This window comes from Pseudomonas azotoformans (genome assembly GCF_001579805.1).
GTDB lineage: Bacteria > Pseudomonadota > Gammaproteobacteria > Pseudomonadales > Pseudomonadaceae > Aquipseudomonas > Aquipseudomonas azotoformans_A.
Map to the genome: position 1 here is coordinate 4,723,943 of NZ_CP014546.1, position 15,832 is coordinate 4,739,774.

The 15,832-nt window shown below is 58.9% G+C and carries 14 protein-coding genes; 6 read left to right on the top strand and 8 right to left on the bottom strand.

Annotated features, from left to right (window positions below; genetic code table 11):
* Positions 1–17 precede the first annotated feature (17 nt).
* Positions 18–1,604 carry an ABC-F family ATPase gene (locus tag AYR47_RS21720; RefSeq protein WP_026000030.1) on the bottom strand — a complete coding sequence of 529 codons (1,587 nt, stop codon included), beginning with the start codon at positions 1,602–1,604 and terminating at the stop codon, positions 18–20.
* Between the two features lie 142 nt (positions 1,605–1,746).
* Complete coding sequence (locus AYR47_RS21725; RefSeq protein ID WP_061449467.1) at positions 1,747–2,985, bottom strand: MFS transporter; 1,239 nt, start codon at positions 2,983–2,985, stop codon at positions 1,747–1,749.
* Positions 2,986–3,140: 155 nt separating this feature from the next.
* On the opposite strand from AYR47_RS21725, the gene AYR47_RS21730 reads away from it, so the two are divergent.
* Positions 3,141–4,001 carry a class I SAM-dependent methyltransferase gene (locus AYR47_RS21730; RefSeq protein WP_051422112.1) on the top strand — a complete coding sequence of 287 codons (861 nt, stop codon included), beginning with the start codon at positions 3,141–3,143 and terminating at the stop codon, positions 3,999–4,001.
* A 91-nt stretch (positions 4,002–4,092) separates the two neighbouring features.
* Here the strand turns inward: AYR47_RS21730 and AYR47_RS21735 are convergent, their stop codons facing one another.
* Positions 4,093–4,479, bottom strand: a complete 387-nt coding sequence (locus AYR47_RS21735; RefSeq protein WP_061436796.1) for a TIGR03067 domain-containing protein — start codon at positions 4,477–4,479, stop codon at positions 4,093–4,095.
* A 397-nt stretch (positions 4,480–4,876) separates the two neighbouring features.
* Here AYR47_RS21735 and AYR47_RS21740 point away from each other — a divergent pair, with 397 nt between their 5' ends.
* A complete protein-coding gene (locus AYR47_RS21740; RefSeq protein WP_033901173.1) occupies positions 4,877–6,193 on the top strand; it encodes a Wzz/FepE/Etk N-terminal domain-containing protein in 1,317 nt (438 codons plus the stop codon).
* 253 nt (positions 6,194–6,446) lie between these two features.
* Positions 6,447–7,346: a lipid A hydroxylase LpxO gene (lpxO, locus tag AYR47_RS21745; protein WP_010210619.1), complete on the top strand. Its 900-nt coding sequence runs from the start codon at positions 6,447–6,449 to the stop codon at positions 7,344–7,346.
* 21 nt (positions 7,347–7,367) lie between these two features.
* Here lpxO and ligD read toward each other — a convergent pair whose 3' ends face one another.
* On the bottom strand, positions 7,368–9,827 hold the full coding sequence (gene ligD, locus AYR47_RS21750; RefSeq protein ID WP_061436799.1) for a DNA ligase D: 2,460 nt from the start codon (positions 9,825–9,827) through the stop codon (positions 7,368–7,370).
* A gap of 3 nt (positions 9,828–9,830) precedes the next feature.
* Positions 9,831–10,661, bottom strand: coding sequence for a non-homologous end joining protein Ku (gene ku, locus AYR47_RS21755; protein WP_061436801.1), 831 nt, complete (start codon positions 10,659–10,661; stop codon positions 9,831–9,833).
* A gap of 184 nt (positions 10,662–10,845) precedes the next feature.
* On the opposite strand from ku, the gene AYR47_RS21760 reads away from it, so the two are divergent.
* Positions 10,846–11,160 (top strand): hypothetical protein, encoded by a 315-nt coding sequence (locus tag AYR47_RS21760; protein ID WP_033901170.1) that lies wholly within the window; start codon positions 10,846–10,848, stop codon positions 11,158–11,160.
* 12 nt (positions 11,161–11,172) lie between these two features.
* Positions 11,173–12,330, top strand: a complete 1,158-nt coding sequence (locus AYR47_RS21765) for a PQQ-dependent sugar dehydrogenase (RefSeq protein WP_061436803.1) — start codon at positions 11,173–11,175, stop codon at positions 12,328–12,330.
* 32 nt (positions 12,331–12,362) lie between these two features.
* Here AYR47_RS21765 and AYR47_RS21770 read toward each other — a convergent pair whose 3' ends face one another.
* Positions 12,363–12,842 carry a nuclear transport factor 2 family protein gene (locus tag AYR47_RS21770; protein ID WP_033901169.1) on the bottom strand — a complete coding sequence of 160 codons (480 nt, stop codon included), beginning with the start codon at positions 12,840–12,842 and terminating at the stop codon, positions 12,363–12,365.
* 53 nt (positions 12,843–12,895) lie between these two features.
* Positions 12,896–13,459 (bottom strand): TetR/AcrR family transcriptional regulator, encoded by a 564-nt coding sequence (locus AYR47_RS21775; protein ID WP_061449468.1) that lies wholly within the window; start codon positions 13,457–13,459, stop codon positions 12,896–12,898.
* 125 nt (positions 13,460–13,584) lie between these two features.
* Here AYR47_RS21775 and pssA point away from each other — a divergent pair, with 125 nt between their 5' ends.
* A complete protein-coding gene (gene pssA, locus AYR47_RS21780) occupies positions 13,585–14,928 on the top strand; it encodes a CDP-diacylglycerol--serine O-phosphatidyltransferase (protein WP_033901167.1) in 1,344 nt (447 codons plus the stop codon).
* Between the two features lie 63 nt (positions 14,929–14,991).
* Here pssA and efeO read toward each other — a convergent pair whose 3' ends face one another.
* Positions 14,992–15,810, bottom strand: coding sequence for an iron uptake system protein EfeO (gene efeO / locus AYR47_RS21785; protein WP_033901166.1), 819 nt, complete (start codon positions 15,808–15,810; stop codon positions 14,992–14,994).
* Positions 15,811–15,832: the final 22 nt, after the last annotated feature.

The window sequence follows — 15,832 nt, forward strand, 5'->3', positions numbered from 1 at the left end:
AAAACTAATGGCTGCTCTTAAAACACCACACCTTGGCTACGCAGGTAATCATCATAGGTGCCGCTGAAGTCGATCACGCCGGTGGCGCTCAACTCGATGATGCGGGTGGCCAGGGACGATACGAACTCACGGTCGTGGCTGACGAAGATCAGCGTGCCCGGGTAGTTCTCCAGCGCCAGGTTCAGCGCTTCGATGGATTCCATGTCCAAGTGGTTGGTCGGTTCGTCCATGAGCAGCACGTTCGGTTTTTGCAGGATCAGCTTGCCGAACAGCATGCGGCCTTGCTCACCACCGGAAATCACCTTCACCGACTTCTGTATCTCGTCGTTGGAGAACAGCATGCGACCCAGGGTGCCACGGATCATTTGCTCGCCTTGGGTCCACTGGCCCATCCAGTCGAACAGGGTCACGTCGTCTTCGAAGTCGTGAGCGTGGTCCTGGGCGTAGTAGCCCAGCTCTGCGGCGTCGGTCCACTTGATGCTGCCGGCGTCGGGGGTCAGTTCGTTGACCAGGGTGCGCAGCAGGGTGGTCTTGCCGATACCGTTCGGGCCGATGATCGCTACGCGCTCGCCAGCTTCAACCTGGAAACTGAAGTCTTTGAACAGCGGCTTGCCGTCGAAGCCTTTGGCCATTTTTTCGACCATGACGGCCTGACGGTGCAGCTTTTTGTTCTGCTCGAAACGGATGAACGGGCTTACGCGGCTCGATGGCTTGACTTCGGCCAACTGGATCTTGTCGATCGCCTTGGCACGGGAAGTGGCTTGCTTGGCTTTCGAGGCGTTGGCCGAGAAGCGGCTGACGAAGGATTGCAGTTCGGAGATCTGCGCCTTCTTCTTGGCGTTGTCCGACAGCAGTTGCTCGCGGGACTGGGTCGCCACGGTCATGTACTCATCGTAGTTGCCCGGGAACAGGCGCAGCTCGCCGTAGTCCAGGTCAGCCATGTGGGTGCACACGCTGTTCAGGAAGTGACGGTCGTGAGAGATGATGATCATCAGGCTGGAGCGCTGGGTCAGGATGTTTTCCAGCCAGCGGATGGTGTTGATGTCCAAGTGGTTGGTCGGTTCGTCGAGCAACAGCACTTCAGGATCGGAGAACAGCGCCTGGGCCAGCAATACACGCAGTTTCCAACCTGGGGACACTTCGCTCATCGGGCCAAAGTGTTGCTCCAACGGGATACCCAGGCCCAACAGCAGCTCACCGGCACGGGATTCGGCGGTGTAGCCGTCCATCTCGGCGAACTCGGTTTCCAGCTCGGCCACGGCCATGCCGTCTTCTTCGCTCATTTCCGGCAGCGAGTAGATGCGGTCGCGCTCGGCCTTGACCTTCCACAGCTCTTCGTGGCCCATGATCACGGTGTCGAGCACGGTGAATTCTTCGTAGGCGAACTGGTCCTGGCGCAGTTTACCCAGGCGTACGTTCGGCTCCAGCATGACCTGGCCGCCGGACGGGTCGAGGTCGCCGCCGAGGATTTTCATGAAGGTCGACTTGCCGCAACCGTTGGCACCGATCAAACCATAACGGTTGCCGGCGCCGAACTTGACCGAGACGTTCTCGAAGAGCGGCTTGGCGCCGAACTGCATGGTGATGTTAGCTGTGGAGATCAATTACTTTACCTATCAATGGGTTGCGAGCGTGGCGGCAGGAGCCTTCAGGCATGCGTCAACAGCGACATCAAGGCGCGAAACCCGGTCGCTGAGCAGAAGATTTTGGATGTGTGTTGGAATTTGGCGCGCATTGTCGCATATGTCAGGCGACAGTTGTATGTCCGGCGAAGGATGGTTTTGCCAAGGTCTCCGGCATCGCCAGCCACAGCAGCGCCAACGCCAGTGCCGCCACGCCGGCCAAGGTCAGGAAGGCCGCGTTGTAACCGGCCTGTTGCACGACGAAACCGGCCAGGCTGCTGCTCAATGCCGCGCCCAGACCGAAGACGGTGGACAGGGCACCCAGGCTGACGTTGAAGCGTCCGGTGCCTTGGGTCAGGTCCTTGACGATCACCGGGAACAACGCGCCGAAGATCCCGGCGCCGATGCCGTCGAGCATTTGCACGGCCACCAACCAGTACGGATCGCTAGACAGCGTGTAAAGCACACCGCGCAGCGGCAGGATCATGAAGCCGGCCATCAGCAAGGGTTTGCGTCCCCAGATATCGGCTTTGAGTCCGACCAGCCAGGCCATCGGTACCATCACCAATTGCGCGGCGACAATACACGCCGACGTCAGCGGCGTGGCCATCTGCAGGTTGATCTGCGAGAGCTTCTGGCTGACCAGCGGCAGCATCGCGGCATTCGCCAGGTGGAACAGGGCGCAGCAGATCGCAAACAACAGCAATGGACGGTTCGCCAGTAATACCCTCACGCCGGAGGGTTGTTCGTGGTCCGTGTGATGCTCCGGGTCAAAACCACGGGCGACCTCGTGATCGATCGCCTCTGCCGACACGCAACTGATCGCGACGATACTCGCCACGGCCATGAAGGCCATCAGGTAAAACACCACCACTGGCCCAAACAGGTAGGCCAAGCCGCCGGCCAACAGCGCTGCGACGGCATTGCCGGCGTGGTTGAAGGTTTCGTTGCGCCCTGTACGGCGTGTGAACGCGCGTGGCCCGGTGATGCCCAGCGAGATTGCGCTGATGGCGGGCGCGAATACGGACGCGGCGACAGCACTGGCGGCCTGGGTCAACGCCACAAGGCTGAAGGAACTGACAAAGGGCAGCAGCAGGCAGCTGCCGGTCACCACGATGGCGGCCAGCGCCACCACTGCGCGTTTGCTGCGGGTGCGGTCGATCAGTGCACCTGCCGGGCCTTGGGTGAGTAGGGCGGCGATACCTGCCAGGGTCATGACCACGCCGATGCTGGCCGGGTCCCATTTGTGCACGGCCAGCAAATAAATGGCCAGGTAAGGGCCGAGGCCGTCGCGCACATCCGCCAGGAAGAAATTCAGGCTGTCCAGGGACAAGGCATTACTCAGGTCGGAGTGTTTGGCCACGGCGAGGTCTTCGGAGGCGGCGTTCAGGGGCTGAACACGCATTGCGTTAATGACCTGTGGGCCCTGCGTTAAGTTTCGCCCGCTTCTCGGGGTTTTAATCCGAGGGCACTTGGCTTATTTTCTGGGCCTCGCTGTTATCAATATCTGGAGACGCAATGGACATGCCCTCAGCTCAACAGGCAATCGACTGCAACAAGGACGCCTGGGACCAATCCGCCAGCCTGCACAAAACCACTGACACCTGGAACGCGCTGCTCAACAGTGTCGGCGCGGCTGGCTTTTCTTGCCTGGACCCGACGCTGACCGGCTTGCTGCAAGCCGTGGGTGTGGACGGTAAGGATGTGGTGCAACTGTGCTGCAACAATGGCCGCGAAAGCCTTTCGCTGTATGGCCTGGGTGCGCGTTCGGTGGTGGGCGTGGATCAATCCCGGGCGTTTCTGCAACAGGCCCGTGAACTGGCCGACGTCTCACCGCACAGCCCTGAGTTCATCGAAAGTGATATCCACCAATTGCCGCAACGTTTGCAGGCGCGTTTCGATATCGCGCTGGTGACCATCGGCGTGCTGGGCTGGATGCCGGATGTGGCGCAGTTCATGCGCCACGTTGCCAGCACCTTGAAACCCGGCGGCACGCTGGTGATGTATGAAACCCATCCATTCCTGGAAGTGTTCGATCCGCGGGCACAAAACCCGTTCCTGCCGGCCAGTTCCTACTTTCAGCGCGAACCGTTTGTGCTGCAGGAGTCGATTGTCTATGAAGGCCAGGGTGAGGTGGCAGGACCCACATCCTATTGGTATGTGCATACCCTGGGCGACGTGGTCACTGCCGCAATCTGCGCACAGTTGCAGATCAGCCACCTGCAGGAGTATGCGCACTCCAATCGCGAAGAGCTGTACGACCAATATGAACACCAGCCTGCGCAACTGCCGATGTGTTTTACGTTGACCGCCACCAAACGCGCCGGATATGTCGATTTTCAACAGGCAAAAAGAAGCCCGCAAGAAGAGGCGGGCTAAGGGATTCACTGGAGTAGGTAGGCTTCACCCTATAGACCTGAAAGTGAAGGCCTTGTGAAAATACTGTCGCTGGTTCGGATTGATGCGCTGATCAGGCACGACGCACAAAAGTGCGCATGGTTTGACCTGGCCCAGTACTGAATAGGGTGGGCCTGGGCATATTTTCATCGGCTGCAATGAACACGAATTCATTCGCTTCCAGGCGATAGCTGGCCGGCAAATGCTTGCCTGCGTCATCGCTGATGGAGTCGATCCAGGTAATGCGTTTGGGAACGGCAGTGCTGTCCAGATAAAAACGGCCGGCGAGCAGTACCTCGCCACTGACGGTCTTCACTTCGAAGCGGTCGCCGGTAATGGTTGTGATTGCCCCAGGCGCGCTGTGAGCATCGACGGGATTGAGCACGCCACTGTCTTCGAGTGAGGTTTGCTCCCAGGCACCTTGAAGTGCTTGAACATCTGGATCTGAGATGGATGACATACAAATTCCTTTTTTTCTGGGATTCAGTCGCCGAGCACTGCAGGAAATTCGGCACTTTTTATAGCTTAATGTGTAGCGCTGCGTAGGAATGGTCCTGTTTTTTAGAGATTTAGAGGTTTTTCCTTGAACGACAGGTGATTAGCGATATTTTGCCTGCCCGTCGGGTAACGTCTCATAACGGACCGTAATACTTTGGGTGTCTATCAGTAATGACTCCCGTGTAACTGAAACGAAACCTTTTGTGGCACAGGTATGAAACCTCGGTAAGCCTGGGTGATCCCTTTGTCGAAAGAAGGCTATGTGTATTGTGTGTCCGGACGTTGCCTCCTGTTTATTCAGTCGTTATTCAGGTCTGTTTGTTGGGCGCTGGATTTCAACTCATCAGGGTGCATGAACTTTGAACAACACTCCCCAGCTTCATCGTTATTTACCTTCAGATGAAGTCGATCTCTTTGAGCTGTTCGGCGCGATCTGGAAGCACAAAAAACTTGTCATTGGTTGCACGATCCTCGCAGGCTTTCTGGGAGTAGGCTATGTGTATCTGGCCCCCAAGGTGTATCAAGTCAGCAGTGTACTGCGGCCTGCGGCAATCAATGATCTGGACGCTCTCAACCGTTCAGAAGTCTACAAGTTGCCACCGGCTGACGCATTGACCAAGGTAGGCGCGCAACTCGACTCATACGAAGCAAGGCTAGGCTTTTTCAGGGCCAACCCGAAGCTCTTCGGGCGCTTCCAACAGCCTGGGCGCAGCCTGGAGCAGAGTTTTGAGGTATTCAACAACAAGGCTATTCACTTGGTACTCATGGAGTCCAAGAATCCCGACGCGCTCAACAATTATGTCCGCTTGGAAATGCAGTACCCCGACGGGATTGACGGGGCTGCAATTCTCAACGGGTTCGTGGCTCACGCTATTTCACAACAGCGCGAACAAGTGGGGGCCGACCTCAAGGTCATGGTCAATAATCGCCTCAACGAGCTCAAAGGCAAGATCGACGCTGCCCGCGCCAACTATGAAGCAGATAAAGCGTCGCAAATCGCTAGGTTGTTGGAGGCGGATAAGGTCAAGCGTGCTCAACTGCGAGACGAGCTCAGCGCCTTGCGTCTGGAGATGGAAGCACAACGCAACAGCCGCTTGGCTGAATTAGCGGAGGCTATCTCGATAGCCAGGACGATTAGCATCAAGCATCCCACCACGCCCTCCGCAATGGGGGCTGAGGCACAGCGAGGCTCGATCCAGGTGGTGCGCACCGAAGTGACCAATCAGAAGATCCCGCTTTACTTTATGGGCACCGAGGCGCTTGAGGCCGAGCGGGCAGCGTTGGCACGACGTACCAATAACGACTTTACCAACAGCCGCATTGCAGAAATTGGCAAGGCATTGCGCATGCTGGATGTTAATCGCGAAGTGGAAGTACTCGACAGCCGCAAGAATGAAGATGTGTTCTTGCAAGACCTTGAACCGTATTGGGCAGAAGAGGCTCGACTGCACAGCCTTAATATCGATATGAGCGCCCTGAAGCTGGTGACTGTGGACCAGCAGGCGCAGCCGCCGCTGAGCCCTATCAAACCGAAAAAGGGCTTGGTTATCGCGTTGAGCCTGTTGACAGGGCTGACGCTAGGAATACTGACCGCGTTGATTTGGCACTTTGCTCAGGTGCGCCGTGAAACCGGACCTTTTTCAGTGTTCGACGAACGTCGGACTCCACGTCGCTAGGCCGGGTTGGACCTATCGCAGGCTTGTCGCGCAACAAGCCCGCCCAACACATTCACAAGACAGCTTTTCACAATTCTTAGTTAACTTTTAGTTACAACCTGTGGCTAAATAACTGCAAAGGGCCACGAGCCGGGTTGTCACTCAGCCGGTCGGGCCCATTGTGTGAATTGTGATTTCAGGTGCTGCTATCCAACCTCGGCCGTTGTGGGCACGCAGGAGCAGCCTGTTCTCTTCTGACTTGTGACGAAATCTCTTGAAACTCATCATTGTTGTTCTCTACGTTGCCTCGATTGCGTATGTACACCTGCGTGGCCGGGTGCGGCACAAGCTGGGTCGCCAGCTCAGTGATCATTCGACCTTCCTGGCACCGATCAACTGCTTTCTCTACCTCTTCTCCAAGCTGCCCAGCCGACCGTATCTGTCGCCCAGCGATTTTCCCGATTTGAGCCCGCTCCAGGAGCATTGGGAAGAAATCCGCCTGGAAGGGCAGAACCTCATGCGTGCCGGGGAGATCAAGCGTTCGGACCAGTACAACGACGTGGGTTTCAATTCGTTCTTCAAGTCGGGCTGGAAGCGTTTTTACCTGAAATGGTATGGCGACAGTCATCCTTCAGCGATGAAGCTGTGCCCGCGCACCACTGAGCTGGTGCAAAGCATCGGTTCGATCAAGGCCGCGATGTTCGCCGAGCTGCCACCGGGCTCCAAGCTGGTACGCCACCGTGATCCGTATGCCGGTTCGTACCGCTATCACCTGGGCCTGGATACTCCGAACGATCCTGGCTGCTACATCAATGTGGATGGCGAAAACTACTACTGGCGTGACGGTGAGCCGGTGATGTTTGACGAAACCTACATCCACTACGCTGAAAACACCACGCAGCAGAACCGCATCATCCTGTTCTGCGACATTGAGCGCCCGATGAAGTATCGCTGGGCCGCTGCGTTCAACCGCTGGTTCAGCCGCAACGTGATGGCGGCCGCTGGCTCGCCCAACGATGCCGGGGACAAGACCGGTGGGCTCAACCGCGCGTTCACACGCCTGTACAAGATTCGTCTGCGCGGCAAGGAATTGAAAAAGCGCAATCGCACGCGCTATTACCTGGAAAAATGGGCGATCTTTGCTGGATTGGCGGCCATCTTCCTGCTGATCTGAGGCCCGCTTCACGGGCGCTATTCACTTCGGTGGATGGGCGCTCAGTTTGTCCCACATCCTCTTGCTGATCTTCTGTCGATTGGCATATCCCGCCCAGGGATCCGTTTTCAAAGTATTCAAACGTTGCTGCAGATTGGCGACTGTCCATTGTTGAGCACCGCGCAGCCCCTTCAACTCCTCACGACTGACCGGCACCGACACCGGCAAACCCGGCCGCGCACGCACGGAATACGCGGCTACGGTGCTGGCTCCCCGTGCATTACGCAGGTAATCGATAAAGATCTTGCCGACCCGGTTCTTGGGCCCCGATGTGGCGGTAAAGCGTTCCGGCAACTGCTCGGTCATGAACTGGGCGATGGCCTTGGCGAATGCTTTGACGGTGTCCCAGCCGTCCCGACGCGCCAACGGTACGATCAGGTGCAGGCCTTTGCCACCGCTGGTCTTGACGAACGCTTGCAGCCCCAGCTCATCCAGCACCGACAGGGTCAGTTGCGCGGCCTCCAGCATGGTTTTCCAGGGCAATGCCGGGTCCGGGTCGAGATCGAGCACAAACTGGTCCGGGGTTTCGATCTTGTCCGAGGTGGCGCCCCAGGTGTGAAACTCCACTGAGCCCATTTGCACGGCACCGATCAGCGCGCCGACGTTGTCGATTTCCATCAGCCGCGCATGGCCGGGATCGAGTGCCTGGTCGAGCTGCTTGATGTTGGGTATCGCCAGGCGCTCCGAGTGTTTCTGGAAGAATTGCTCGCCCTCGATACCTTCGGGTGCTCTCAGCAGTGACACTGGCCGATGGTGCAGAAAGGGCAGAATCCACTGGCTGATGCTGTCGTAGAACTGCGCCAGTTGCTGTTTTTGCGTGCCGCTTTGTTTGTCGATCACGCGGTCTGGGTGGGTGATATTCACATCACTGCGGGTCTTCTTGGCAGGCTTCATGGATTTGGCCGTTCGCGGTTGTTCATGAACAATCTGCGCTGCCGGCTTGTCGGTGCGCAGCCCGACGAATGCGGCTTGGCGGACCACGCCCTCGCGTGTCCACTCGGCAAACTGCACCTCACCGACCAACGTGGGCGCTACCCAATGCACGCCTCGTGCTTGGGTGCTGGTCAGCGGCTTCTCAAGCGGCGATGTCTTGCGCTCCAACGATGTCAGTTGCGCATAGATAGTCTTGAGCGATGCTTGATCAAAACCCGTGCCCACGCGGCCTGCGTACACCAGGCCAGTCTCATCATTTACTGCCAGCAACAACGCGCCGAACCCCGTGCGTGAGCCTTGCGGCCGGGTATAGCCGACAATCACGAACTCCTGGCGCAACCGGCATTTGAGTTTGATCCAGTCGGCATTGCGGCTGGAGACGTACGGACTGCCCAGGCGCTTGCCGATCACGCCTTCGAGGGCCAAGTCGCAGGCGCTTTCAAAGATGTCACGGTGGTGCGCAGTGAATGCCTCGGAAAAACGTAGCAATTTGCTGCGGCTACCGGCCAGCGCGACCTTTAGAGCGGCACGGCGATCCTCGACCGGCGCCAGGCGTTGGTCCTGGCCGTTGAGAAAGGGGGCATCGAACACGTAGTAGACGATGTCGAGGCTACGGCCGATATCAAAAGCATTTTGCAGCGCCTGGAAGTCTGGCAGGCCGTCGCCATTGAGGCTGACCACCTCGCCATCCAGCCAGCTGTCCTTGAGCTTCAGAGCCTGCAAGGCCTTGACCTGGCGCGGCAGACGGTCGGTCCAGTCATGCCCGTTGCGGGTAAACAGGCGCACGTCGCCGTCCTGAATGCGTGCAAGCATGCGGTAGCCGTCGAATTTGATTTCGTATTGCCAATCGCCTTCGGGGGCGCGATCCACCAGGGTGGCCAATTGCGGGGTGAATTGCTCGGGAAACTGGGTTTTCCTGGCTTTGGCCCGAGCCTTGGATGTTCCCACTGAAGCATCGCTGAGCACGCTGTTCGGCTGGGCCTGGACGATATCGTAGTCGTCGGCCGCGCGCGCCTGCGGGTCCTTTTCCTTGATCAGCAGCCATTGTTGCTTGTCGCCGCTGCCTTTCAAGCGCGTGCGCACCAGCGCCCAGTCGCCGGAGAGTTTCTCGCCGACCAGGGTGAATTTGAGCTTGCCGGCCGCGTAGGCCTTGCGGGGATCGTCATGGGGCTGCCAGATGCCACGGTCCCACACGATGACATCACCGGCGCCGTACTGACCGGCGGGAATGCTGCCTTCAAAGCCGCCGTAGCTCAGCGGATGATCTTCTACATGCACGGCCAGGCGCTTCTGGCTGGGATCCAGGCTCGGGCCTTTGGGCACGGCCCAACTGAGCAGCACGCCATCGAGTTCCAGGCGAAAGTCATAGTGCAGGTTGCGTGCGTCGTGCTTCTGGATCACGAAGGACAGCGCCGAGGCTTTGCGTTTGGTACCAGGCGCACTGCCTGCCGGTTCGGCGGTAATCCCGAAATCGCGCTTGCGGTTGTATTCGCTGAGGGGCTTGGACATGACTCAGGAGGCCTTGGTGGATTTCTTCGTGGCAGGCTTCTTCGCGGGTTTACCGGCCAGGCTGCGCTTGAGCAGTTCCGTCAGGTCGATCACATCGGCGGACTTGCGCTCTTCGCTGTCCTTGGTCTCCACATCCTCGATCTTGCCGGCCTTGGCCTTTTTGGCCACCAGCGCCATGATTTTTTCCTGGAAGCTGTCGCGGTAGTCATCGGGCTGCCAGTCGGCGCTCATGTCGTCGACCAGGCGCTTGGCCATGTCCAGTTCGCCCTTGGCCAGGCTCGGTTTGGTCACGTCGCTGCCCAGTTCCAGTTCGTCCAGGCTGCGCACTTCGGCGGGCCAGCGCAGCATCACCAGCACCAGCGCCGAGTCCAGGGGCATCAACGCCGCCAAGTGCTGCTTGGTGTGCAGCACCACATTGGCCAGGGCGACCTTGCGGGTTTTTCTAAGGGTTTCCCTTAGCAAGGCGTAGACCTTGCCGCCACGCTTATCCGGTGCGAGGAAGTAGGGGGTGTCGATGTTCTGCAACGGGATCTGGTCGCTGGCGACAAACGCGATGATCTCGATGGTCTGGGTCGATTTGGGGTGGGCCGAGCGGATTTCTTCTTCGCTGAGCACCACGTAGCGGCCTTTCTCGTACGCAACGCCTTTAACGATGTTGTCCTTGGTCACTTCCTTGCCCGTGGTCTTATTGATGCGCTTGTAACCGACCGGGTCCATGCTGCGCTTGTCCAGCCAGTCAAAGTCAACGCCTTGAGAGGAGGTGGCCGAGACTAGTGAGACCGGGATATGCACCAGGCCAAAGCTGATGGCGCCTTTCCAGATTGCCCGTGGCATAGGTGCGATTCCTTTTGAAGAGGCTGTGTTCTGGTGACTCGAAGGCGGTGGGAAAAGTTTCCCCGAGCAGATGCGCGGACAGATCGTGTTACACCTGATGAGAAACTATTTAGTGTCGAAAGCCGAACCCAAGGCGTAGCGTGTTATCGAAAGCACGTACTCCTCGCCCCAGAGAGGCTTTGTCATGAACAGTTGTATGCGTCACGTAGCAGCGCTGTTGTTGGGTCTGGCCCTAATGCCTGTGGCCCAGGCGCAAAACCTGCCCGGCAGCAACAATGGCAACAACGGCCCGATCCACCGGGCCAATCCTAATAGCATGCAGGGCACCCAGCCAAATGCGCCGGCCGTTCGCGGTATCCAGACCGGCCCGACCACACGCACGCCGACCCTGGAAAACGGCGGCATCGGCAACAGCTACCCCAAACGTAATGCCGCCCCCAGCCGCCCGGCCACCGAAACCAAAGCCCCCACTTATGATGCCAACGGCAATCGCCGGTAAGGATCTCGCCTTATGTTTCTACGCAAAAGCCTGTTAGTCGCCCTTTGCGCCACCACGCTGCTGCCGTTGACGGCCGCTCACGCCGCTGACGCCCAGCAGTTCCCCAGCGAACAGGGCAGCATCACCGCGACGCCAATCGCCAAAGGCCTGGACCACCCATGGGCGGTGGCCTTTTTGCCGGACAAGGAAGGCTTTCTGGTGACGGAGCGCCCTGGTCACCTGCGCTTTGTCAGCCCCGACGGCAAGCTGTCCGCGCCACTCAAGGGCGTGCCGCAAGTCTGGGCCAAAGGGCAGGGCGGTTTGCTGGATGTGGTGTTGTCGCCGGACTTCAAGGAGGACCGCACGGTGTATCTTTCTTACGCGGAAGGCGGCGGCAAAGGCGGTACCGCTGGCACAGCCGTGGGCCGTGGACGCCTGGCGGCAGATCTGAGTGGCTTGACCGACTTCAAGGTGATCCTGCGCCAGGAGCCCAAGTTGTCGACCGGCAACCACTTCGGCTCGCGCCTGGCGTTCGACCGCGATGGCTACCTGTTCGTGACCCTGGGTGAAAACAACGATCGCCCGACGGCCCAGGACCTGGACAAGTTGCAAGGCAAGGTCGTGCGCATTTACCCGGATGGCCGTGTGCCGGATGACAACCCCTTTGTCGGCCAGCAAGGCGTGCGCCCGGAGATCTGGTCCTACGGCCAGCGCAACCCCCAGGGGCTGGCGCTGAATCCGTGGAGCGGTACGATCTGGGAAAACGAACACGGGCCGCGCGGAGGTGATGAGATCAACATCATCGAGCGCGGCAAGAATTTCGGTTGGCCGTTGGCCACCCACGGCATCAACTACTCCCTGACACCGATTCCCGAAGCCAAGGGCAAAACGGTGGAAGGCACAGTGCCGCCCCATCATGTGTGGGAAAAGTCGCCGGGTATCAGTGGCATGGCGTTTTACGATGCGGATCGCTTCAAGCCCTGGCAGCACAACGTGTTTATCGGTGCGCTGGTCAGCCAGGAGTTGATCCGGTTGCAGTTTGATGGCGACAAGGTGATCCACGAAGAACGTTTGCTCGGCGGCCTGAAGGCGCGGATCCGCGATGTACGGCAGGGCCCGGACGGGTTCTTGTATGTGCTGACGGATGAAGATGATGGCGTGTTGTATCGGGTTGGGTTGAATCAGGATTAAGCAGTGGGGCCGGCAAACCGGCCCCAACTGTTTTACAACCCCAAATCGGACAACCCCGGATGATCATCCGGGCGTCGGCCCAGCGGCCAGTGGAACTTGCGTTCGCTTTCCTTTATCGGCAGATCGTTGATGCAGGCAAAACGATTGGCCATCAGGCCGTTCTCGTCGAATTCCCAGTTTTCGTTGCCGTAGGAGCGGAACCAGTTGCCCGAATCGTCGTGCCACTCATAGGCATAACGCACCGCGATGCGGTTATCGGTGAATGCCCACAACTCCTTGATCAGGCGGTAGTCCAGTTCCTTGGCCCACTTGCGGGTGAGGAAACCTTTGGCTTCTTCGCGGTTATGCGCAAATTCGGCACGGTTACGCCACTGTGTGTCCAGCGTGTAGGCCAGGGACACCCGCTGCGGATCACGGGAGTTCCAGCCGTCTTCGGCCAGGCGGACTTTCTCGATGGCCGACGCGCGGGTGAACGGCGGCAGGGGCGGACGTGTTTCTACAGTCGATGACATTGGCAGTTCCTCAATGAATAAGGATTGATCGGAAGTTGCGCCTACTGGCGGGTTCAAAGTCCCAATAACGTTCGCGCCATGCATTGCGCATTATCGGCAGCCGTTGAATCGCCCATCACCAGGGCAACGGTAATGGCGCCATCGATCAGGATCAGCAGTTGCGCGGCCTGCCGTTCGGGGTCGGGGGTGCCATGTGCTTGACACAGTTCAAGTGCGTACTCGAACAGTTTCTGTTTATGCGCCTTGGCCAGCAGGCGCACCGGGTCTTGCGGATCACCGGTTTCGCCACTGGTGTTGATGAACGCGCAGCCCCGGAAGTCAGCCGTGCCGAACCAGTCCTTGAGCGCGCTGAACAGCGCCAGCAGGCGTTCTCCGGTGTCTTCGCGACGTTCCACTTCAGTGCGCAGCCACTGCATCCAGCGCTCATCGCGACGTTGCAGCGCGGCCATCACCAACTCGTCTTTATTGACAAAGTAGCGGTAGATACTTTTTCTCGAGACACCGGCGGTCTTCACCAGGAAGTCCATGCCGGTGGCGGCGATGCCATGGCGATAGATCAACTTTTCTGTGACGTCGAGGATAATGTCGCGGGTTTCATTATTGGTCATGTCGTTCATGCTGCGAACAGTAGAACGATCGTTCTTCTTGGTCAATTAAAATTTTTCCATGCGCCGCAGCGAGACCTGAGCACCCTCATGGTGTAAGCTCGGGGCCTCTTCGGATTCGACCCATTGCGAGCCTTATGCCGTCGTTCTTCAAACGCTCCCTGTTGCCCAAACTGCGCGGTTTCCCCCTCACTCCTGATGCCCTTGAGGTGCTGTCCGGCGCCGACGCTTATCGTCGCTGCCTGCTGGAGAAAATTGCCCAGGCCACCCGGCGCATCTATATCGTCGCGCTGTACTTGCAGCAGGACGAAGCGGGGCAGGAAATCTACGACGCCCTGCACGCCGCCAAGGCTGCACGCCCGGCGTTGGACATCGTGGTGGTGGTCGACTGGTTGCGCGCCCAGCGTGGTTTGATCGGCGCCGGCAAACAACCGGGCAACAGTGCCTGGTACCAGGCCATGACTCAAAGCCACAGCAGCGAAGTGCCAGTGTACGGCGTGCCGGTGCAAACCCGCGAGTTGTTCGGTGTGCTACACCTCAAGGGCTTTGTGATCGACGACACGGTGCTGTACAGCGGCGCCAGCCTGAACAACGTGTACCTGCACAAGTTCGACAAGTACCGTTTCGACCGCTACCACTTGATTCACAACAAAGCGCTTGCCGATTCCATGCAGCATCTGGTGGAGCACGGTTTGGTGGCGTCCAAGGCGGTCAATCGCCTGGACCTGCCCAACCCGCCCACCACCCGCAGCCTGCGCAATGACATCGGCGATCTGCGCAGCCGCCTGAAGCACGCGGCATACGACACCACGGCCGGGCAACTGCCCAATGGTCACCTGTCAGTCAGCCCTTTGCTCGGGGTCGGCAAGAACAACCCCCTGAACCGGGTGATTCTCGAACTGATCGCCAGCGCCCAGCATCAGTTGACCATCTGCACCCCGTACTTCAACCTGCCGCTGCCGGTGACCCGCGAAATCAACCGCGCCCTGGCGCGCGGGGTGAAGATCGACATCGTCGTCGGCGACAAGACCGCCAACGACTTCTACATCCCGCCCAGCGAGCCGTTCAAGGTCATTGCGGCGCTGCCTTACCTCTACGAAATCAGCCTGCGCCGCTTTGCCAAACGCCATCAGCCGATGATCGACAGCGGCCAGTTGAACCTGCACCTGTGGCGTGACGGCGATAACACTTACCACCTGAAGGGCATGTGGGTCGACCAGCGCTACACCTTGCTCACTGGCAACAACCTCAACCCGCGCGCGTTCCGCCTCGACCTGGAAAACGCCTTGTTGATCGATGATCCCAAAAGTGAATGGCTGGCGCCGCGACGCACTGAGTTGGCGCAGATTTTCCAGCACACCACGCGGATCGAGCGTTATCAGGACCTGCAAACGCTGCCGGACTACCCGGAGGCAGTCGGCAAGTTCCTGCGCCGTGTCAGCCGTGTGCGGATCGAACGCTTGCTGTACCGCATCCTGTAAACCGGCAGGCAAAAAAAAGACCCAGCGCCTTCAACAGGCGCTGGGTCTTTTTTTGTGTGTCGCTTAGTTCAAGCCCAGCTTGCCGCGCAAGGTGGACAGGTCTTCCGCCAGGGTGTTGACCGGGCCCACCAAGGCCTTGCGGTCGTTTTCCTTGACCTTGTCGTAGGTCTCGAAACCACCGTCCTTGGTCTTGTACTTGGCCAGGATCTTGTCCACGGTGGCGAAGTTCTTGTCGACCTTGGCCAGGAACACTTTGTCTTGTTTCTCGATCTGACCACGGAACAGGTCGACGATTTTCTTCGCGCCGTCGATGTTGCCCTGGAAGTCATACAGGTCGGTGTGGCTGTAGCGGTCTTCTTCGCCGGAGATCTTGGTGGCGGCGACTTCTTCAAGCAGGGCTGCTGCGCCGCCGACGACTTTCTCCGGCGGGAAGGTCAGGCCGTCGACGCGGGTCTTGAGGTCATTGACGTCGGTGTTGAGCTTGGCCGTCAGCGCTTCCAGGCCCTTGGTGGTGTTCTGCGAGAACAGCGCGTATTCGATACGGTGGAAACCGGTGAAGTCTTCGGCGGTCACGCCTTTTTCGTGGTCGTCGACGCGCGAATCGATGGACGCATCGAGGTCGCTGAACAGCTCGGCGATCGGCTCGATGGACTCATAGTGCACACGGGTCGGCGCGTAGAGTTTCTTGGCGGTGGCCAGGTCGCCCTTGTTGATGGCGTCGGTGAAGGCTTGGGTCTGGGTGACCAGCTCGCCGATTTCTTCGGTGACGTAGATCTTGTAGTCCGACACCGGCCCTACCAGGTCCAGCGGTGCGGTAGCGGCGAAGGCTGCCAGCGGCGAAAGGGTCAGCAACAACGACAACGCGATAGACGACTTTTTCATGGGACGATTTCCGCTCTGGGTT